The sequence below is a fragment of the Jatrophihabitans sp. GAS493 genome (genome assembly GCF_900230215.1).
In the GTDB taxonomy this organism is placed as follows: domain Bacteria; phylum Actinomycetota; class Actinomycetes; order Mycobacteriales; family Jatrophihabitantaceae; genus MT45.
In genome coordinates, this window is the sequence record NZ_LT907982.1 from 3,475,901 (window position 1) to 3,495,767 (window position 19,867).

Genomic DNA, 19,867 nt, shown 5'->3' on the forward strand with positions numbered 1-19,867 from the left:
TCGCCTGCGCGATTCACACCTCGGCGGCACCGATTCGACGGAGAAGTCGGAAGAAATCGTCGGCCAATTCCGGGCCGCAGCCAGCCGTCATGGTCGTCGAGGCGCCCGACCCGTCCAAGCCGTCCAAGCCGTCCAATCCGCTGATGACACAGCCGGCCTCTCGAGCGATGAACTCCCCGGCCGCGTAGTCCCACGGCGATAGGCCAGCCTCGAAGTAGGCATCGAGCTCACCGTCGGCCAACGAGCAGAGATCGAGGCTGGCCGCACCCATCCGACGGATATCGGCGACCTCGGCCATCAGCTGGGATACAACTGCCGCCTGCCGAGCCCGGCGACCACGTTCATAGGCGAACCCGGTGCCAACCAGCGCGGCGGCGAGGGGCACCGCAGCGGGTCCGCGCAGTCGTCGACGCCCGAAGTCGGCCGACCTGAGCGCGACGTCCGCCCGGGTGGCGACTCGATGCAGCCACGCGCCTTCCCCTCGGACGGCCGAGTACACCTCGCCGCTGATCGGATTGTGAACGCACCCCACCTCGGTCCTACCGCCGACCTCGACGGCGATGGAGACAGCGAACCGCGGCAACCCGTGCACGAAGTTCACGGTGCCGTCGATCGGATCGATCACCCAACGAACATGGCCGGTGGGCTCCCCCACCGCACGCCCGGCGTCATGGGCGCCACCCTCCTCGCCCAGGATCACATCCGATGGGCGGACGGCGCGGATCGCTCGCACCAACCAGGTCTCGACCTCGACGTCGACCTGGGTGACCACGTCGGTCGGAGTGCTCTTCGACGAAACCTGTAGCGCGCTGCGGTCGAACTCCCCATTCGGATACAGCCGCCGGCGAATCACCTCACCGGCGCCGACTGCGAGTTCGACAACCAGTCGCCCCAAGTCGGGCAGCTTCAGTTCTGACGTCTCTGGCGGATCAGCAGGCAGGCCCATGCACCCATCGCAGCACACGACGCGACGACCTGAACAGTCGCGTCATGAGCAGGCGATAGAGTACGGCGGTTCCTCCCGCAGAACCTGCCCGAGGCTGAGCGCAGCGGCGGCCCCGCGACCGTCGCGTCTCGGCGTCCCCGATCTAGGAGCAGATGTGACCGAGTTCGACCCAGCAGTCCCGAGTACGCCGGAGCCCACTTCGCAGGCCTTCGGCATCGACATCGGGGGCACCGGAATCAAAGGTGCGCTGGTCGACATATCGACCGGCAAGCTCGTGACCGAGCGGGTGCGCGTGCCAACGCCCAATCCGTCGACGCCGGAGGCGGTCGGCAAAGTGGTCGCGCAACTGGTCACGCAGGCTGGCTGGAGCGGCCTGGTGGGCGCGACCTTCCCGGCGGTCATCCAGCACGGCGTCGCCAAGTCGGCGGCCAACGTCGACCGCAGCTGGATCGGCACCGACGTCGATGCAGAGTTCACCGCGAGCACCGGCAACCGCGTGATCGTGCTCAACGACGCCGACGCGGCCGGTATCGCCGAGGCGCGCTTCGGCGCGGCGAAGGGCGTCGAGGGGGTCGTCATCCTGCTGACCTTCGGCACCGGCATCGGCAGTGCCGTGCTGGTCGATGGAAAGCTAGTACCGAATACCGAACTCGGCCACCTGGAGATCGGCGGCCACGACGCTGAGAGCCGCGCGGCTGCATCAGTACGTGACCGCGAGGGTCTCTCCTACAAGAAGTGGGCCAAGCGCGTTCAGGAGTACATGAGCCATGTCGAGTACCTCTTCAGCCCCGACCTCTTCGTGGTGGGTGGCGGGGTCAGCAAGGATTCGGAGAAATGGGTACCGCTGCTCGACCTGAATGCGCCGGTACGGCCGGCGCAGCTGCTCAACGACGCCGGGATCGTCGGTGCCGCGATGGCTGCGGCCGAGCGACTGGGCGAGTAATTCACGCGCCGACACCGAGTCCAGGCTGCGGAGCTCAGTTCGCACGGCTACAATGACTCCCTGGGACGCTGCGCACGTACTGGACTCGAGAATGAGCCATCAAACAGACGGCCAAGCTGACCCTCCTTAACTCTGACCGCATTCGCGGATCACCCAACGCGCAAGCAACATGCGCACACACCTGTTCTCGAAAGGGCGTTCGTGGTCGCGAGCACGTCACAGCCAGAATCCATCTCCGACGAGTCGACGGCCGCGCCGGTGCGCCGTACGTCAGCCGCCGCGATCGGCACCAAACCCCCGGCCAAGCGCGCGGTTGCGGCTAAGGTGCCGGCCACCAAGGCGGTACCCGAGAAGGCCACACCCGAGAAGGCCACACCGGAGAAGGCCGCCGCGAAGTCAACCGCGGCCAAGTCAACCTCGGCGAAGGCCACTGCATCTAAGACCGCAGCCAAGGCGGCCGAGGCGACCGGCGACGTGGCCGTCACCGACATCGAAGAGCCCGACAACATTGTCGAGATCGTCGACATCGTCGAGACGGTTGACGTAACCGACACCGAAGAGACGCCGGCCGAAGGCGCCGAAGCGGCAACCGAATTCACCTGGGATGACGAAGAGGAGTCCGAGGCGCTACGGCAGGCACGCAAGGACGCCGAGATGACGGCCTCGGCCGACTCGGTCCGTGCTTACCTGAAGCAGATCGGCAAGGTCGCCCTCCTCAACGCCGAGGAAGAAGTGGATCTGGCCAAGCGTATTGAAGCCGGTCTCTACGGCACCGAGCGTCTTCGCCAGCACGAAGAGTCCGGCGAGAAGCTGCCGATGCAGATGAAGCGCGACCTGCGGATGATCGTGCGCGATGGCGAGCGCGCCAAGAACCACCTCCTCGAGGCCAACCTGCGCCTCGTCGTCTCGCTGGCCAAGCGCTACACCGGCCGCGGCATGGCTTTCCTGGACCTGATCCAGGAGGGCAACCTGGGCCTCATCCGCGCGGTCGAGAAGTTCGACTACACCAAGGGTTACAAGTTCTCGACCTACGCCACCTGGTGGATTCGACAGGCGATCACCCGCGCAATGGCCGATCAGGCCCGCACCATCCGGATTCCGGTGCACATGGTCGAGGTCATCAACAAGCTCGGCCGCATCCAGCGCGAACTGCTCCAGGACCTGGGCCGCGAGCCCACGCCGGAGGAGTTGGCCAAGGAGATGGACATCACCCCGGACAAGGTGCTGGAGATCCAGCAGTACGCCCGCGAGCCGATCAGCCTCGATCAGACCATCGGCGATGAGGGTGACAGCCAGCTCGGCGACTTCATCGAAGACTCCGAAGCGGTGGTCGCCGTCGACGCCGTCTCCTTCACACTCCTGCAGGATCAGCTGCAGTCCGTTCTCCAGACGCTCTCCGAGCGTGAGGCGGGCGTCGTGAAGCTGCGCTTCGGCCTGACCGACGGCCAGCCGCGGACGCTGGACGAGATCGGCCAGGTGTACGGCGTTACCCGTGAGCGGATCCGTCAGATCGAGTCGAAGACGATGTCGAAACTTCGCCACCCGTCACGGTCGCAGGTGCTACGCGACTACCTGGACTGATCCAGCTCGGATGCCGGGGCGTGACGTCAGGGCACGCCCCGCGGATGTACCGGCGAAAGCCCAACAGCCGACTACGACGAAGGCCCGCACCGATTCGGTGCGGGCCTTCGTCGTTGCTTACGTGTGGTTCTCTACCGCTCTTCAGCTACGGACGTGGCCGGGACAGCCGCGAGCCGCTCGGACTCGTCCTGGATGCTGGCCGCTACCTCTCGCAGGCGCGGTTCGTACTCGCGGTGGTGGTGGGCGCAGAACAGGAGATCGGATCCGGAGGCCAGCGTCACCCGTACGTATGCTTGCGCACCGCAGCGGTCACACCGGTCGATTGCGGTTAGCGAATCGGCTATCAATGCGTTAGTCACGTGCGCCCTCTTTCTCTAACTGAGTCAACGAGAGACCTTCATCCTGCCCCTCGATAGTCAATACAACCACTCGACAGGCCGTGACATGCCCGACACCGGCACACAGCACGCCTGTTTCGCGTCCGGCGAACACATCGACCGCTAACCCGTGGTGATAAAGCCAAACCTGCCGGTAACTTAACGCTGCCGGTCTACTGAGTAGAGCGCGTCGGCGGCGGATTGAGACATTCCGCCTCAGCGCTCCAACAGCAGCAGCAGGTGGTCTCGTCGCTGCTCGAGCAGCTCGGCGGTGGCCGATGCCGACGGCGGCCCGCCGACCGCGCGGCGAATCTGGGCGTGTACCTGAGCGTGCGGCATACCGGCGCGAGCCGCGTAGATCGCGACCAGTTTGTTGACCTCGCGGCGCAATTCGCCGGCGGCCCGCCAGCTGGCAACCTCCTGCGACGGGGGCGCGTCGGCCACCGAGGTGGCCCGACGGCGGGCGGCCGAATCCCGGTCCGATAGCAGCTGGGCCGTCTGTTCAGGGCTCAGCAGGCCCGGAATACCAAGGAAATGCTCGTCATCCTCGGAGAGTTCGACCGGCTCCCGGGCGGTGGCGACGACGGCCCGGCCGCCGTGCAGCAGGTGCGCAAACTGGGCGTCAGCGTCCAGCGCCTCGTACTCGACGCGGTCGGCCGCTTCCCGTTCGACCGGGTCGATATCCAGTGACTCCGAGGCCGCCGCCGGCGGTGGGATGACGTGGTTGCGATCCTCCTCCAGAGCGGCGGCGAGGGTGAGCAGGGGACGTACAGCGGGCAGGAAGACGGTCGCCGACTCGTGGGGTCCACGGGCACGGACCACTCGCCCGACGGCCTGGGCGAAGAAGAGCGGAGTCCGGTAGGACGTCATCCAGGCCAGGCAGGCCGCCCGCGGTACGTCGACTCCCTCCGAAACCATCCGCACACAGACCGCGATGCGCTCGGTGCCGTTGGTGAAAGCGGTGATCTTGTCACTCGCTTTCGGGTCGTCGGAGAGAATGAGCACCGGCTTCTCGCCGGTGACCTGCTCCACAATGCCCGCGTATTCACGGGCATCCTCCTGATCGCTGGCCAGCACGATGCCGGCCGCATCGCCGACTCCCCCACGGCGCAGGTGAGTGATCCGCTCGTCCATGGCCGCGATGACGTGGGCCACCCACTGCCCCTTGGGGTTCAGTGCCGTCTTCCAGGCCAGCGCCTCGGTCTGTTTGGTGGCGGCCTCGGTAAGTGAGGCGGCAACCACCTCCCCGGCGCTGTTGCGCCAGCGCGCGGTCCCGGTATATGCGGCGAAGACCACTGGCCGGACCACGCCGTCCCGCAGCGCTTCCCGGTAGCCGTAGTTGTAGTCGGCGCTGCTCTCCTGGCCACCGGCGCCGTCGTTGGCGTAGCGGACGAAGGGAATCAGCTCGTCAGGCCGGGTACGGAAGGGGGTCCCGGTGAGGCAGAGCCGCCGCGAGGCGCCACCGAAGGCCTCGGCCACGGCGTCCCCCCAAGACAGACCGTCACCGGCGTGATGCACCTCGTCGAGGATCACCAGGGTGCGCTTGTTGTTCACCCGGGCCGCGTGCAGCTGTGGCTTCATCGCCACCTGGGCGTAGGTCGTTATGTAGCCGAGCGAATCAGCCCGCACCGGCCCGACGGCGTTGGTCAGCGTCGGGTCGATGGAGAGTCCGGCGCGTTCGGCGGCCTGCGCCCACTGGGTGCGGAGGTGATCGGTCGGGCAGACGACGACAATTCGGTCGATGACCCGTCGGGCGAGCAGCGAAGCGGCCAGCGCGAGCGCGAAGGTCGTCTTGCCGGCGCCGGGGGTCGCCGTCACGAGAAAGTCCCGGCGAATCTCATCGCCGGCGTGATAGCGCTGAAGCGCCTCCTGCTGCCAGGCCCGTAACCGAAGTCGCTGGTCGGGCGCCGGTGCTGCTGTCACTACGCCGGTCGCCTCTTTCTGTCTGGAACGAGCTGGAACAAGCTGGAACAAGCTGCAAAACATGGACGATCGTCGCTGCTTGGAAACCGGGGCGCAACTGGGGTTGACCGACTCGGACGCGACGAGTGCCCCGACGAGTACGCCGGAGCACTACCGGCGAGTCTAGGGCAGCGCGGGCCGATACGGCGCACCGACCGCTATCGAACGGGGGGCGTGTCGGGAGCCCGCGGCGCCGTCCAGTGCCGGCGCAGCGACACGACGCGCAGGCCGAAGATCACCAGTGCACTGGCGGTCATCCACACCGCGTTGAGATGGTCCACGGCGTATCCGATCGCGACGAGCACCGCACCGGCCGCCGCCGCCACCGCATAGATCTCGCTGCGCAGTACGACCGGAATTTCCCGGAGCAGCACGTCCCGCAAGACGCCGCCACCGATACCCGCGATCACGCCGACCATGCACGAACCGGCCGGATCGAGGCCGGTGACCAGGGCCTGGCGGGTGGCCGCGACGGTGAAGAGCGCCAGTCCGGCCGCATCGAGGATGAGCATCGGGCGCCGAACCTTGGCGATCTGCGGGTGCCGGAAGAAGACTATGACGGCGGCTATCGCCGGAACGGCGAGGTAGGGCCAGTGCCGCAGGGCGGCCGGCGGGGTGTCGCCGAGGAGCACGTCCCGGATCAGGCCCCCGCCGATCGAGGTGATGGTTGCCATCACAACCAGACCGAAGATGTCCAGGTGGGCCCGGACGCCGGCCAGGCCGCCGGAGAGCGCGAAGACGAAGATTCCGACGAGGTCAAGCGCCTCGAGGTTGGCGAGATGCGGCGACACGCAACACAGGTTACGCACCGGTTTGGGATATCAAGTGCCGGATGAACCAGACTCAGGGTTGTGAACCTGCCCGCAATCCGATCGCCACAGACTGCATGAGGTTCCTGCGTCGCATTCGCTATCTGCCTCAATTGCTGAGGCACACGGTCACCGCGGGCTGGCGGGACCGCGTGCTCGGCCTCTCCGCGGAGGCCGCGTTCTGGCAGCTGCTGAGCCTGCCGTCGTTGTTCCTGGCCGGCATCGCGTCGCTCGGCTACGCCTCCCGCTGGTTCGGCGAGAGCACTGTCAACCGCACCGAGAGCCAGATCGAGGTCACCCTGGCCCGGGCCTTCAGCCCGGAGGTGGTGAACGAGGTCATCTCCCCCACGCTGCGCGAAATCCTGCATGGCCAGCGCATCGACATCATCAGCGTCGGGTTCGGGCTGGCTCTATGGGCTGGTTCGTCGGCCACGGCCACCTTCGTCAACACGATCACGATCGCCTACGGCATGCGGGACCAACGCGGCGCGGTGCAGAGCCGGCTACTCGCGCTCGGCCTCTTCCTCGGCTCGATCGCGGTGGGGGTCGTCCTGCTGCCGCTGCTGGTGCTCGGACCTTCGCTGGTCGGTGACCTCTTTCCGGTCGGAGTCAGGGCGGGGGCGAAGTCGTTCATCACCGACGCGTATTACCCGATGGTCGTCCTGCTGGTGCTCCTCGGTCTGACAACGCTCTATCACCTCGCCCCACCTCGTCGGCTGCCCTGGAGTCGCGGCGTGCCCGGCGCCTGTCTGGCGCTCGCAATCTTTCTCTCCGGCTCGATCGCACTGCGCACCTACATCACGTTCATCCTCGACCAGAATCACGCCTACGGTGCGCTGGCCGCTCCCATCGCGGCCCTGCTGTTCTTCTTCATCCTCGCGCTCGGCGTGCTGCTCGGAGCCGAATTCAACGCAGCTATCGAGCAACTCTCGCCGACGCTGCTACACCGCAATTCCGGAGCTCGCGAGTCGCGCTGGCACCGGTTGAGCGACGAGCAGACGAGCCCGAAGGGCGCCGGAGGCGACGCGGGCCGAGGAGTTGATTCTGGCGGAGGTTCAGGCGACGGCTGACGGGCCGGTGCCGGAGGTGGCGGTTGGGTGCTGTCGCATCGCGGTGCGGCGTCGTTGTATCGAGTTGGCGGGGGTGTCTTGGTGTTCTGGGGCGGGGCGTCCGAAGAAGTACCCCTGGGCGTGGGAGCAGCCCAGTTCGGTCAGCACGTGCGCCTGCCGGGGCGTCTCGACGCCTTCGGCGACGATGGTGAGTTTCAGTGCGGTCGCCATCGCGACGATGGCCCGAAGTACGGGGACCTCGGCTGCGTTGTCGGGGATCGCGGCGACGAATGACCGGTCGATCTTCAGCACGTTCGCGGGAAGTTTCTCCAGCCGGTTCAACGACGAGTAACCGGTCCCGAAGTCGTCGATCGCGATCCGCACGCCCAGTTCACGCAGGTTGCGCAGCACCGCCAGGACCCGCAGGTGATCGGCGTCGAACGTCGACTCGGTGACCTCGATGATCAATGACGACGGCTCCAACCCGGTCTGGGCCAGCACCGTCGCGACATTGGCGGCGTAGTCGGGATTGGTGAGCTCATGCCCGGACGCATTCACCGACACACTGCGCGGGCGCCCCGTCCGCACGCTATGCGCCACCGTTCGGACGCAGGCCTCGCGCAGTACCCAACCGCCGATCGCATGGATCGCGCCGCTGCTCTCGGCCAGTGGAATGAACTCCAGCGGCGCCACCAGTCCCCGGGTCGGGTGGTTCCACCGGATCAGTGCCTCGTCGCCGATGACCTCATTCACGCTCAGGTCAAGGATCGGCTGGAAATACACCTCGAACTCACCATCGTCCAAGGCCCGGTAAAACTCCGTCGCGGACGCACCATCGTCGGCCACCCCGTACTGACAGGTCTGCCCACCACCGGCGCTCTTCGCGTTGTACAGCGCGACATCCGCCCGCCCCAACAGCTTCGACTGCGAGTCCTCAGCCCGGAACTCCGCGACGCCGGCTGAGAACGACGTCTCATGCCGCACCACCGCCCGCAACTGATCAGCCATCGCCGCCGCCCGATTCGCCGTGAACCCGGGCAGGATCAACGCGAACTCATCACCACCCTGACGACACATCGTCAAGCCCGGAGCGAGGTCACGCTGCCAGATCGAGGAGATCGAAGCCAGCAACCGATCACCCTCCGCGTGCCCGGAAATGTCATTCACCGCCTTGAAATCATCAAGATCGATCACCACCACCGCAAGCGTCTGATCACCACGCTGAGCCTCAGCGATAGCCCGACCAAGAAAGTCATCGAAGCCTCGGCGACTGTAGAGGCCGGTGAGTGAATCACGACTGGCCGCGGCGGCGACCCGGGTCAGCGAGGCGACCAGGACGGCCCCCGCCACCAGGAGTCCCTGGGTGTAGACGATCTCGGACTCGACCAAGCCGACCATCTGGGCCGCAATGTATACGCAGACCTCGCCGAGGAGGATATGAGCCGTCAGGGCGACCAATGAGAAGTAGAAGGCGCAGCCCACGCCGATGGCCAGGAACATGATCCCGCCGTCCACCGCCGCTGCGGGGTGGTCACCGAGCAGGCTCACCGACACCGCGACCAGGACCGTCCCCACCGCCAATAGGACGTGCGGGGCGGATGGGGGCAGGAGGTGCCCGATCGCGAGGATGATCACCCCACTTATCAGGGCAAGGATGCTCAGCACGGTCAGCGCCGTCGCATGTTGCACGGCGACCGGCGCTGCCGCCAGCGCCAGCAACCCGAGTAAGCCGGCAACCAGATAGGAGTTCCCGGTGGTGAAGGCGAAGACGCGAGGAGTCGCGACGGAGGGCTTACGCGTCGCGTATGCCCAGATGCTCCGGGCCCGGGAGCCGGGCGCAGGGCGCGTCGAATCGGCATGGCGAAACGCCCTACCGTTCAAGCGCTGTCGTACGTCCACACTCACCGTGACACTCCGTGTCGAATTGGGGCTGCCTATCCGTGGCAACCTCGGTGGGCTAGTTTCTCGCACTTTCGGTCATTTGGCGCGCCGGAAGGATCCAGCGAAATAGCTAGCCGAGGTACGGCGCTAGGACGACCTAATCTCCGCCGGGGAGTGAGTCATAGACCTCCTTGCAGGCCGGACAGACCGGGGACCCGGGCTTCGGCGTGCGGGTGACCGGGAAGACTTCGCCGCAGAGGGCCTGCACCATCGTTCCCATCACCGCACTTTCGGCGATCTTGGCCTTACGCACGTAGTGGAAGACCTCGCTGCCGGTATCGGTCTCGGAGGTCTTCGGGGACTCGAGAATTTCTGTGCTCACCCGGACATTGTGCCACCGAGACGCGATCCGAGCGGAGCTGCGACCGAGTTATCCGTCGACGGTGCGCCCATCGCGAGACTCGTCGGCGGGATCAGGCTGGGCGCCGGAATCACTGTCGGCAGCACCGAGAGCCAGTTCACTGCGACGCCGGAGCATCTCCCGGGCCGGGGGCGTTCGCTTTCGAGGACGGTCGTTGGCCAGCAGCACCGCCGACCAGGGCAGAACCGCGCCGCCGACGATCGCCACGAGCGCCAGCCACGGCGAGATCGCATAGAGCGGCGCGGCGGCGATGACGCAGACCACCCGAATCCCCATCATGAAGGAGTAGCGACGGCGGCGGTGCACGAACTCCTGCTCGCGGGTCTCCGCGAGGTTGGTGATCCGGACCGCCGGATCGCGAGCTTGGTGGCGCACGCTCTCCATACTGCTCCGGTGTCGCCGCCCATGGTGGGTCTGGGGCCGATGAGCTTGAGAACGCCTTCAGCGGACCGGCTCGGCCCGCCCGAGGCGATGGGCGGGAAACGCGATGAGCGAGGATGCAGAGATGAGCGATACCGCGGCCCTTCCCTTGCTGGACGGCTCTGAGACCGACCGCCTCCGCGCGACGCTCGACGAGCACTTCACCGTCGATGTCGTCAACGCCACGCTGGACTGGGAGGGCCAGGCAGCCCTGGCCCGAGGGGACTTCTCCGGCGCGGCCCGGGTGCTCAGTGACGACCCGGCGTCGCAACTCATCCGCCTGTTCCTGCTCGCCGACCCAGTGTCCACGGCCGCGCTCGAGCGGGCCATCGGCCGGGCCAATGTGGATGCGCTCGACCGAGCCGGGATCGTGGAGGTGGCGTCGGGGTCAGCGCGGGCTCGCCTCGAACTTCGTCCGTACGCCGAGAGCGACCCAGGGCGGGCGGCAGCCGACGCAGGGTGGTGGGTCCTCTCCGACTTCGGCAGCGACATCCGGCCCGGTCCGCTATCGGGTGATCACGTGCTCGGTATCGGGGCGGCCGCACTTCTGCTGGCCCAATCGACGATGCGGCGTCCGGTCAAGCGTGCGCTGGACATCGGCACCGGCTGTGGCATCCAGTCCCTGCACCTGTCGCGGCACTCCCAACAGGTCACCGCAACCGACATCAGCCGACGAGCGCTGCGCTTCGCGGCCACCAGCGCTGCCCTGGCCGGGGTCACATTCGACCTGCGCGAGGGCTCGCTGCTCGAACCGGTGGCCGGCGAAGCCTTCGACCTGATCGTCTCCAACCCGCCGTTCGTCATCAGCCCCGGTTGGAACGACGCATCCGGCGGCTACACCTATCGGGATGGCGGGCTTCCGGGCGACGAACTCTGCCGTCGACTGGTTCGCGGCCTTGCCAACCTTCTGAGTGAGGGTGGCACCGCACAGTTGCTGGCCAACTGGGCCATCACCACTTCCGAACCGGCGAGCGAGCGACTGCTGTCGTGGCTGCCCGGCGGCGTGGACGCCTGGATCTGGCAGCGCGAGGTCGCTGATCCGGGTGAGTACGTCGCCCTCTGGCTGCGCGACGGCGGCGAGGTACCGGGAACTGAGCGCTGGCGGCGACGCTATGACGCCTGGCGCGACTGGTTTGCCGAGGCCGGGATTTTAGCCATCGGCATGGGTCTCATCTCGCTGAGGCGTGGCGGGACTACAACCGGCGGGACCACGAGCGGCACCACCAGCGGCACCACCACGAGCAGCGCGGCCAGCGGCGACATCATCGTCTTCGAGGACGTCGCCCAGCCGGTCGAGCAGCCGATCGGCGGTGAGATCGCGGCCTGGTTCGAGCGGGCCGATTGGCTGGCGGCCCGCTCGGATGCCGATTTGATGCAGTCCTGCCTACGCGTCAGCCCGGATGTCACGCTGCGACGGGACTCGGGCCGGGCACCGGCAACAGGCGGCAGCGATATGGCCGGCGAACCGAACGGATGGCGAACGAGTGCGCTGACCCTGGTACAGAACTCCGGCATGCGCTGGCAGTTGGAGACGGACGAGACCATCGCCAGCGTTCTCGCCGGGTGTGACGGCGCGACACCGCTTTCGTTGCCGGCCGTGCTCCTAGCTGACACCCATGGTCTCAGCTACCCCGTCGTGGCCGAATCGCTCGCCCCGATCGTGCGGGATCTGATCGCCCGCGGGCTGCTCCTACCCGGCGACGCGTCGTGAGGGCCCTCGTACAGCGCTGTCTGCGGGCGTCGGTTCAGGTCGAGGAGCGAATCGTGGGTGAGATCGGTCCTGGGCTACTGGTGTTCGTCGGCGCGACCCACAGCGACGAGGTCGCACAGGCCCAGGAGTTGGCCCGCAAGGTTCATGAGCTGCGTATCCTCCGCGGCGAGCTCTCAGTCGCCACCTCACCCGGCGCCGCGATCTTGGTAGTGAGCCAGTTCACGCTCTACGCCGACACGCGCCGTGGGCGGCGCCCCAGCTGGAGCGCCGCGGCGCCGGGCGAGGTGGCCGAACCGCTAGTCGAGGCCTTCGTCGAGGCGCTACGCGAACGCGGTGCGGCCGTTCAGACCGGGGTCTTCGGGGCCGACATGCAGGTGTCGCTGGTCAATGACGGTCCGATCACGCTGCTGGTCGAGGTCTGACTCGGCCGAGCACCCTGAGTTATCCCTGAGAACCCGTTACCCGCGGGCAGCTGACGGGAACATCACAGCCAGTACCGCGTTGAAGTAGTTGAACCAACAAGGCCCCGACAACGAACTAACTGTCGAGAACCCGTATACGAAACTTTAGGTGGCTGGTAACCGATGACAACGCCCCGAACCGCTCGAAGCCGGACGAACACCCGTGGGACAACGGGTGAGGCCCGCCTCTCGACCCGCACGCACCGCAGTACCCGTCGGGTCGGTGACCCGAGCGCGACCGCCGCCGCCTCCGCAAACACTGCCGCCCTCGGTACCGAGGATGAACTGGGCACGCTCACCGCAGCCACCGATGGCCCAGCGCTGGTCGCGGTCGCTGACCTCGAGACCCCGTCCGAGGCTGGGTTGGAGAACCCGGCCCAGAAGCGCGCCACGGCAGCAACCAAGACGGCAGCGACCAAGACGGCGAAGACCACGCCGAAGGCCGCGGATCAGACGCTTATCGCCTCGGACGTCACCGCAGCATCGGTCGACAGCGAGACCGGATCCGAGACAGCCGAACCTGAGAATGACGATGACGGTGCTTTCTCGGTGCGGGCCCGTAGCGATCTCGACGAAGCGGCCGCCTCCGCCGACCTGGTCCGGGTCTACCTCAACGAGATCGGCAAGGTGGCCCTCCTCAGTGCCGTTGACGAGGTGGAACTGGCCAAGCGGATCGAGGCCGGCCTCTACGCCGGACATCTGCTGGCGGCCAAGAACTCGTTCACCCCGGCCCGCCGTCGGGATCTGCGAGCCCTGGTGATGGACGGCGAACGAGCGAAGGACCACCTGCTCCGGGCCAATCTGCGGCTCGTGGTCTCGCTGGCCAAGCGCTACACCGGCCACGGCATGCCGTTCCTGGACCTGATTCAGGAGGGAAACCTGGGCCTGATCCGCGCCGTCGAGAAGTTCGACTATGCCAAGGGATTCAAGTTCTCGACCTACGCCACTTGGTGGATTCGACAGGCGATCAGCCGGGCGATGGCCGACCAGTCACGCACGATCCGGCTACCTGTGCATCTTGTCGAGCAGGTCAACAAGCTGCAGCGGATCCGGCGTGAGCGCAATCAGCAACTGGGTCGGGCACCCACGCACGCCGAACTGGCGGCTGAACTCGACATCACTGAGGAGCGAGTGCGCGAGCTGCTCGACCTGTCGCGTGACCTCGTCAGTCTGGACCAGACAGTGGGCGCCGACGACGACGCCGCTCTCGGCGACTTCATCGCCGACGTCAACGCCCAGGCGGCCGAGGAGGCTGTCGAGACGGGCCTGATGAAGGTGCAGCTGCACGACGTTCTGGCCACCCTGGATGACCGGGAGGCAGCGGTCGTGCGGATGCGCTACGGCCTCACCGACGGTCAGCCCAAGACGCTCGACGAGATTGGCCGGGCTTTCAAGCTCAGTCGCGAACGCATCCGTCAGATCGAGCGGGAGACGATGGCGAAGCTTCGTCACCCGTCCCGGGCCCAGGCCCTGCGCGACTACCTGGACTGATGTCGGACTGATTTCGGACTGGGTTTCCGACTAGATTTCGGAGGGTTGGCACTCGACAGGGCGTGAGCGAACTACGATGAATGCACGCGTCAGCCGAAAGAGGGCATACCCAGTGAGTCACCACAGCGAGCTCATCGATACGACTGAGATGTATCTGCGCACCATCTACGAGCTCGAAGAAGAGGGGATCGTCGCGCTTCGCGCGAGAATCGCGGAGCGGCTCGGGCAGAGTGGACCCACCGTGAGTCAGACGGTGGCGCGGATGGAGCGCGACGGCCTGCTGCATGTCGCCGACGACCGGCACCTCCAGCTCTCCGACACCGGGCGCCGCGAGGCGATCGCGGTGATGCGCAAGCACCGTCTCGCCGAGCGGCTGCTGGCCGACATCATCGGTTTGGACTGGGATCAGTTGCACATCGAGGCCTGCCGTTGGGAGCACGTGATGAGCGACGCCGTCGAACGACGGATTCTCAGCCTGCTCGACAAGCCACTTGTCTGTCCGCACGGCAATCCGATTCCGGGCTTGGAGGATCTCGGGTTGCCCTTCGACACGACGGTCACGGCGGAGCGCCTCACCCTGGCCGCGGCCGCCGTCACGTCGCCGAACGTCATCGTTGAGCGGATCAGTGAGCAGCTGCAGTCAGACGCCGAGCTGATGAAGCGTTTCGCAGTGGCCGGTGTACGCCCCGGCGAACGGCTGAGCCTCACCCCCGCCGGCGCCGATGTCGAGATCACGCACGGAACCTCGACGTCGAGGTTCAGCGGATACGTGGCTGAGCATGTCTTCGTCAGCACAGTCGCCGTGCCACAGAGCGCCCGCGTCGCCTGAGGCCAACCGGCCCCGGACGCCACAACCTGCCGGCCGCGGACGTCACACCGCGGCCGCGTCACGGGTGGGTCGGAGCGGATAGAATCAGGCTCGTCTGCGAGCCGGTGCCGTCTCGAAGATTTGACTCCCCGACCGCCCACCAGCTGAGCCGGCTTGGAGCATCTGCTTCCTTTGACGGCGCACCGAAGGGACTTGCCGTGGCGCACGATCCGCAGGGTTTCCTCACCCACGACCGAGCCGACACGCCGAAGCGGCCGGCCAGCGAACGGGTTCGTGACTGGCAGCCGATTTACCTCCGGGCTCACGACGAGATCGTCCGGGCACAGGCCCGCCGCTGTATGGACTGCGGCGTCGCCTTCTGCCATAGCGGATGCCCGCTGGGGAATCTGATTCCGGAGTGGAACGAGTTCACCGCCAGAGGCGATCTGGCCAGCGCCAGCGAGCGACTCCACGCCACGAACAACTTTCCGGAATTCACCGGCTGGATCTGTCCGGCGCCGTGCGAATCCGCTTGTGTGCTGGCGATCAACACCGATCCGGTCACCATCAAGCAGGTCGAGATCTCCATCGTGGAGCGCGCGTTCGCCGAAGACGCGCTCCCGCCACAACCTCCAGCAAAATTAAGTGGAAAGTCCGTGGCGGTCGTCGGGTCGGGGCCGGCCGGCCTGGCCGCGGCCCAGCAGCTCACTCGAGCAGGTCACCGCGTCGTCGTCTTCGAGCGTGACGATCGCATCGGTGGCCTGCTGCGCTACGGCATCCCCGATTTCAAGATGCCGAAGGACATCATCGACCGGCGCCTGGCTCAGATGTCCGCCGAGGGCACCGAGTTCAGCGTGAATAGCGACGTCACGGCCGAAACGTTCGCGAGGCTGCGCTCGGAGTTCGACGCCGTCGTGCTCTCTGTCGGTGCGCTGCGCCAGCGCGAGATGGACGTACCGGGACGGCAACTCCCCGGCGTGTATCAGGCAATGGAGTATCTGCCGGGGGGAAACCGGGTCCAGAGCGGAGATCTGGTCGCTCCCCCGATCGACGCCGCAGGTAAGCACGTCATCATCATCGGCGGCGGAGACACCGCGGCCGACTGCCTCGGTACGGCCAATCGGCAGGGGGCCCTGTCGGTTACCCTGCTCGATCACAACACGGCACCGACTCCCCGCTCGAACTTGGTGAATCCTGTCTGGCCTGCGGCACCGAGCAGCCGTGGCTCGTCACCGGCGCACGACGAGGGCGTTCATGAAGCCTGGGCGCGCGAAGCCATCGAGTTCGTCGGGGATCCGACGACGGGCGTGCGCGCCGTGCTGGCCGAGGAGGTCGAAATCCTGCGAGTCGACGGGGCTCGGGAGTTCCGCCCGATCGAGAACTCGCAGCATGAACTACCGGCTGAACTCGTCCTACTGGCGACCGGTTTCGTAGGTACTGACGTGCCCGAGCTGCTCACCGCGGCCGGAGTGGAGATCAATCCCCGACGAGGTACCGCCGTCGTCGACGACGCCTGGCAGACGAGTGCCGAGGGTGTCTTTGCCTGCGGCGACGCCACTCGCGGGGCGAGCCTGGTTGTCTGGGCTATCGCCGAGGGGCGGGCCTGCGCTGCCGCGGTTGATGCCGCCCTGACCGGTGCCTCTCAGCTGCCCAGCCCGGTCGCGCCGTACGCGCTCGCGCTGTAACGCCGACGCACCGCGTCGGGTCCCCGGTATGCGCCGTCGGGCCAACGCGGCACACAAGGGTGGATCGCCGTCAGCAGGCCAGCTGCCGCCTAGTGGCGGGCTTGCCCGGGCCGGGGCTTGACGGGCCTGAACGCAACCGGGGCGTCCGGCGCGGATCGAGACCATGATCCAGCGCGCTCAGAAGCAACCTCGCCGCCGAATATTCGGGATCGCTGACCACCGCGCGCTCCGCCGCGGCCCGGGCCAGCGTGCCGTTGCCGTTACGCCAGTTAGCCCAGGCGAAGAGGAAGAGCGGCGCCGCGTCGTAGGGGGCCGGCACCCTACGGGCCAGCTCGCGCCAGAGTCCAGACCCGTCCAAACGACGGGCGTCGATGGCTACCCACAGCGCGTCACGGATGTGGACGTTGGTGAGAGCAACCGCATAACGGCTTACCGAGCGATCCTCGTCGGACTCCGTCCGGGCGCTGAAGAGCTGCGAGTCCGTAGAACGTGCGGCAGCGAAGACGGCCCGCTTCTCGGCCCGGGTGTGTCGAGCGTCCTGCCCGCGCAGCACGGCGTCTATCGCGAGGTTCTCGGCGGCCGCGATCAACGGTTCCAGAGCCGTGCGTTCGGCGTCACTGGCCGGGTGGATCATCCTGAGCAGGTCCGCTCGCGATTGGTGCGCGACCAATCCGGCGTAAGTGGCCGTCGCAGCCGCGGCGGACTGCTCCCCTGGCAGTTTGCGCCCTTGTGCCGGACAGCACTCCGGTTCGTCGCAGAAGTAGTTGTAGTAGCGGTCCTGGCTGACGAGTACCGCGTCGACGAGGTCGATGCCTTCAGCCGCCAGCGTCGACCGGATTGCATCGATCTCGACCTTCCAGGCCAAATCGCTGCCCTCAGCCCGAGCCGGGGCATCGTCGTAGACCGCCGCGATGGCCCGATCAGAACCACTGTTGCGGAGCACCGTCATGAGCTGGTCCACCCCGTCGTGAGCTTCGAGTTGGTTCTGTGGCTGGAGGTAGTCGAGGTCGAGCCGCGTGGTGACCGCTACCTGCGAAGTCTGCAGTCCCACCACCACCAGACTCGACGTGGGGTGAAACCCGATTAGATACGGGATCGCCTCGACGAGATCGCCGGCCCGTCGGATGGTGAGCGTTGTTTCGTTGGTAGTCGGTTTCTTCATGCCCTTGAGTCTCAGCGGCCGACGGCGTCGGCGGGGACTCGAATCGGACAGCTGTGGATAGCGGTGAAGGCTGTGGAGCTAGCAGGGAAATTGTCAGTACCGGCTGCTACAGCGGCATCACTGTGACCGGCCCGCACCTCGGCCCAGCGCACCCCGCCGGTGGCCTCAATGCAGCTGACCGGCCCGCCAGAATGCGGCCGAGGTGCGTAGATCCGCCGCCGTGCGGTCGTTTCGATCGGCCAGCGTCAATTGCGCAGTCCGCTGCTCAAGGTCAGTCCCCGCGGTCTCGCGTCTTCCGGCGGCGATAACCCGGAAAAATGCGGCGGCACGCTCCAGGGCCACTGCGAAATCCCCACCGTACGCGCCGTTGAGCACGTCGTCCGCGACTCGGCGCACCGACTCGGGATCGGCCCCGTCGGCCACCCCGGCCACTACGGCATCGGCGGGCGCGTAGGGCGCACCGGCTCGCCACAGCAGTGCGACCTCCTCAGCCTGCGTGCGACACCACTGGCGAAGCACGTACATCACCCACAGGACGCCGGCCAGACTGACCGCGTCCGCGTGCCGCCAGAGCTCGGCCAGGGTGTCGATCCCTACGGTGTCGGCCAGATCGACGAGTTGACCTTCTGCGCCACGCTCACGCCCGGCAGCGACCACCAGCGCGGCCGTCGTGGCTGCGACCTCGGCTCGCGATGTGTCGGTCCCATCCGTCGCCGCATCGATCAGTTTCGCCAGGTCTGCATAGGGAACCGGACGGTGATGTCTAGGCGTGCCAGAATCCGGCGACGACAAGCTGGATGCCACTCCCTTCACGAACAATGCCGCTGTAGACGATACGTCGCCCACCGGGCAGGTCGCTGATTGTTGCGTATGCTTGGGCCTGACGTCGGCCCGATCCTGGCCCCCGGTCCCACAACTGCCGCCACGAGCGGCCTTCCGCCGAGAGGCGACCCGGCGGGTCGACGTCACCACAGGCTTCCCGCGCACTGCGCTCGGCCAGGCTCGTTCGGTTGACGACGGCAGTGGCCGCATCTCGCATCGGCCGGTGCTGGTATGAACATCATATGGGCGACGGTGACGGCTGGGTTCGCTGCGACCTCGGACATCGTCATTGGGGGCGATTCGGCGCCGCTGGAATCCTGATCAACGACGGCGGGAACTTCGTACTCCAGCATCGCGCACCCTGGACTCACGAGGGTGACACCTGGGGCATTCCCGGCGGCGCCCGAGACAGCCATGAGGATGCTGTTCAGGCAGCGACCCGCGAGGCCGTTGAAGAGGCGGCGGTTGATCCGGCGTCGGTGCGGGCCACCGGGCTTCTGGTGGATGACCACGGAGGTTGGTCGTACACGACGGTGCTGGCCCGCCCGCAGCATCCAATCAACCCACATGCGGCCAACGCCGAGAGCACCCAGATCAGATGGTGGCCGGAGTCGGAGATCGCGCAATTGCCGCTGCATCGCGGATTCGCCGGAACCTGGCCGCGGCTGCGCAGTGTGGGCTCACCGGTCGCCCTCATCGTGGACACGCACGCGGCGGTCGCCGGAGTCGTCCCGCTACCGCAGGGCGACGACACCGCGATGCCTGTGCAGACGCTGCTGGAAACGATCTACCGGCTCGCCCGCTTCGGCATCTCCGATCGTGCCGAGCCAGATTCGGTGTCACAGCATTCGGTGTCACAGCATTCACTGGACGCGTTGCTGCCGCGGATTGTCCTGATCGGCTCCGATCTGCCGGAGACCGAAAGCACCTCCGAGTGGTGGCAGGCGTCGGTGACTCTTCACCGAGTTCGCGACTCCGAGCGGGCGGCGGCCGTGGAGCAGGCGTGCCTGACCGCTTTCGAGAACGATGAGCGCGTCCTGGTCGTCAGTGAAGAATCCCTGCAGTCGACCGGCTACTCGGTGACACACCTCTCAGCTATCGAACTCGCCACACTGGGCGTCTCGGCCGTCTCTGCGGCCAGCGAACCCGACTGAGCGTCCGACTCAGATCCGGCAGGGATCATGCGGGAAATCGGGCTGGGAATCGGGCACCGAAACAGGCAGAGAAACAGGCACCGAAACACACTCGGGAGCGGCTTCTGGATTGAGCCGAAGCCGCGACCGCACGCATACACGACACACAGCTGACGCTCGTCTCACCCAAATGTTGAACCGGCAC

General features: G+C 66.8%; 18 protein-coding genes. 9 read left to right on the top strand and 9 right to left on the bottom strand.

Annotation, left to right across the window (positions count from 1 at the left end; translation table 11 throughout):
- Positions 1 to 13: 13 nt before the first annotated feature.
- On the bottom strand, positions 14 to 946 hold the full coding sequence (locus CPH63_RS16165; RefSeq protein ID WP_096303866.1) for an inositol monophosphatase family protein: 933 nt from the start codon (positions 944 to 946) through the stop codon (positions 14 to 16).
- Positions 947 to 1,100: 154 nt separating this feature from the next.
- On the opposite strand from CPH63_RS16165, the gene ppgK reads away from it, so the two are divergent.
- Positions 1,101 to 1,889, top strand: coding sequence for a polyphosphate--glucose phosphotransferase (gene ppgK, locus CPH63_RS16170; RefSeq protein ID WP_241895697.1), 789 nt, complete (start codon positions 1,101 to 1,103; stop codon positions 1,887 to 1,889).
- A 201-nt stretch (positions 1,890 to 2,090) separates the two neighbouring features.
- Positions 2,091 to 3,470, top strand: coding sequence for an RNA polymerase sigma factor (locus tag CPH63_RS16175; RefSeq protein ID WP_096303868.1), 1,380 nt, complete (start codon positions 2,091 to 2,093; stop codon positions 3,468 to 3,470).
- A gap of 131 nt (positions 3,471 to 3,601) precedes the next feature.
- Here the strand turns inward: CPH63_RS16175 and CPH63_RS16180 are convergent, their stop codons facing one another.
- The 3 genes from CPH63_RS16180 to CPH63_RS16190 all read right to left on the bottom strand — a co-directional run bounded on the left by CPH63_RS16180 (position 3,602) and on the right by CPH63_RS16190 (position 6,600).
- Positions 3,602 to 3,829, bottom strand: a complete 228-nt coding sequence (locus tag CPH63_RS16180) for a hypothetical protein (protein WP_096303869.1) — start codon at positions 3,827 to 3,829, stop codon at positions 3,602 to 3,604.
- Between the two features lie 234 nt (positions 3,830 to 4,063).
- Positions 4,064 to 5,770, bottom strand: coding sequence for a DEAD/DEAH box helicase (locus tag CPH63_RS16185; RefSeq protein WP_206745566.1), 1,707 nt, complete (start codon positions 5,768 to 5,770; stop codon positions 4,064 to 4,066).
- A gap of 197 nt (positions 5,771 to 5,967) precedes the next feature.
- Positions 5,968 to 6,600, bottom strand: coding sequence for a trimeric intracellular cation channel family protein (locus CPH63_RS16190; RefSeq protein WP_096303871.1), 633 nt, complete (start codon positions 6,598 to 6,600; stop codon positions 5,968 to 5,970).
- A 95-nt stretch (positions 6,601 to 6,695) separates the two neighbouring features.
- Between CPH63_RS16190 and CPH63_RS16195 the strand changes: the two genes are divergently transcribed.
- Positions 6,696 to 7,688, top strand: a complete 993-nt coding sequence (locus tag CPH63_RS16195) for a YihY/virulence factor BrkB family protein (RefSeq protein WP_157749602.1) — start codon at positions 6,696 to 6,698, stop codon at positions 7,686 to 7,688.
- On the opposite strand, the gene CPH63_RS16200 is transcribed toward CPH63_RS16195, so the two are convergent.
- The 3 genes from CPH63_RS16200 to CPH63_RS16210 form a co-directional block, all read right to left on the bottom strand.
- Positions 7,674 to 9,572, bottom strand: coding sequence for a bifunctional diguanylate cyclase/phosphodiesterase (locus CPH63_RS16200; protein ID WP_157749603.1), 1,899 nt, complete (start codon positions 9,570 to 9,572; stop codon positions 7,674 to 7,676). The genes CPH63_RS16195 and CPH63_RS16200 overlap by 15 nt on opposite strands.
- A 133-nt stretch (positions 9,573 to 9,705) precedes the next feature.
- Positions 9,706 to 9,930, bottom strand: coding sequence for a DUF3039 domain-containing protein (locus tag CPH63_RS16205; protein ID WP_096303874.1), 225 nt, complete (start codon positions 9,928 to 9,930; stop codon positions 9,706 to 9,708).
- 48 nt (positions 9,931 to 9,978) lie between these two features.
- Complete coding sequence (locus CPH63_RS16210) at positions 9,979 to 10,344, bottom strand: DUF3099 domain-containing protein (RefSeq protein WP_157749604.1); 366 nt, start codon at positions 10,342 to 10,344, stop codon at positions 9,979 to 9,981.
- 130 nt (positions 10,345 to 10,474) lie between these two features.
- Between CPH63_RS16210 and CPH63_RS16215 the strand changes: the two genes are divergently transcribed.
- The 5 genes from CPH63_RS16215 to CPH63_RS16235 all read left to right on the top strand — a co-directional run bounded on the left by CPH63_RS16215 (position 10,475) and on the right by CPH63_RS16235 (position 16,545).
- Positions 10,475 to 12,100, top strand: coding sequence for a methyltransferase (locus tag CPH63_RS16215; protein WP_157749605.1), 1,626 nt, complete (start codon positions 10,475 to 10,477; stop codon positions 12,098 to 12,100).
- Positions 12,097 to 12,522: a D-aminoacyl-tRNA deacylase gene (gene dtd, locus CPH63_RS16220; protein WP_096303877.1), complete on the top strand. Its 426-nt coding sequence runs from the start codon at positions 12,097 to 12,099 to the stop codon at positions 12,520 to 12,522. The genes CPH63_RS16215 and dtd overlap by 4 nt, the downstream gene beginning before the upstream one ends.
- Before the next feature lie 162 nt (positions 12,523 to 12,684).
- A complete protein-coding gene (gene sigB, locus CPH63_RS16225) occupies positions 12,685 to 14,052 on the top strand; it encodes an RNA polymerase sigma factor SigB (protein WP_096303878.1) in 1,368 nt (455 codons plus the stop codon).
- 148 nt (positions 14,053 to 14,200) lie between these two features.
- The gene (locus CPH63_RS16230; protein WP_371364998.1) at positions 14,201 to 14,881 is read left to right on the top strand and encodes a metal-dependent transcriptional regulator; all 681 of its coding nucleotides are present in this window, start codon (positions 14,201 to 14,203) and stop codon (positions 14,879 to 14,881) included.
- A 197-nt stretch (positions 14,882 to 15,078) separates the two neighbouring features.
- On the top strand, positions 15,079 to 16,545 hold the full coding sequence (locus CPH63_RS16235) for a glutamate synthase subunit beta (RefSeq protein WP_096303880.1): 1,467 nt from the start codon (positions 15,079 to 15,081) through the stop codon (positions 16,543 to 16,545).
- Positions 16,546 to 16,615: 70 nt separating this feature from the next.
- On the opposite strand, the gene CPH63_RS16240 is transcribed toward CPH63_RS16235, so the two are convergent.
- Together CPH63_RS16240 and CPH63_RS16245 are read right to left on the bottom strand one after the other, a co-directional pair.
- On the bottom strand, positions 16,616 to 17,707 hold the full coding sequence (locus tag CPH63_RS16240; protein WP_096303881.1) for a DUF4192 domain-containing protein: 1,092 nt from the start codon (positions 17,705 to 17,707) through the stop codon (positions 16,616 to 16,618).
- A 165-nt stretch (positions 17,708 to 17,872) separates the two neighbouring features.
- Positions 17,873 to 18,499: a hypothetical protein gene (locus tag CPH63_RS16245; RefSeq protein WP_157749606.1), complete on the bottom strand. Its 627-nt coding sequence runs from the start codon at positions 18,497 to 18,499 to the stop codon at positions 17,873 to 17,875.
- 272 nt (positions 18,500 to 18,771) lie between these two features.
- Between CPH63_RS16245 and CPH63_RS16250 the strand changes: the two genes are divergently transcribed.
- Positions 18,772 to 19,683: an NUDIX hydrolase gene (locus CPH63_RS16250; RefSeq protein WP_096303883.1), complete on the top strand. Its 912-nt coding sequence runs from the start codon at positions 18,772 to 18,774 to the stop codon at positions 19,681 to 19,683.
- Positions 19,684 to 19,867: the final 184 nt, after the last annotated feature.

Excerpts from the sequence above, each read along its gene's own strand:
- CPH63_RS16165 (WP_096303866.1), bottom strand. The coding sequence starts at position 946 with ATGGGCCTGCCTGCTGATCCGCCAGAGACGTCAGAACTGAAGCTGCCC.
- CPH63_RS16195 (WP_157749602.1), top strand. The coding sequence starts at position 6,696 with ATGAGGTTCCTGCGTCGCATTCGCTATCTGCCTCAATTGCTGAGGCAC.
- CPH63_RS16215 (WP_157749605.1), top strand. The coding sequence starts at position 10,475 with ATGAGCGATACCGCGGCCCTTCCCTTGCTGGACGGCTCTGAGACCGAC.
- sigB (WP_096303878.1), top strand. The coding sequence starts at position 12,685 with ATGACAACGCCCCGAACCGCTCGAAGCCGGACGAACACCCGTGGGACA.
- CPH63_RS16230 (WP_371364998.1), top strand. The coding sequence starts at position 14,201 with ATGTATCTGCGCACCATCTACGAGCTCGAAGAAGAGGGGATCGTCGCG.
- CPH63_RS16240 (WP_096303881.1), bottom strand. The coding sequence starts at position 17,707 with ATGAAGAAACCGACTACCAACGAAACAACGCTCACCATCCGACGGGCC.
- CPH63_RS16250 (WP_096303883.1), top strand. The coding sequence starts at position 18,772 with ATGGGCGACGGTGACGGCTGGGTTCGCTGCGACCTCGGACATCGTCAT.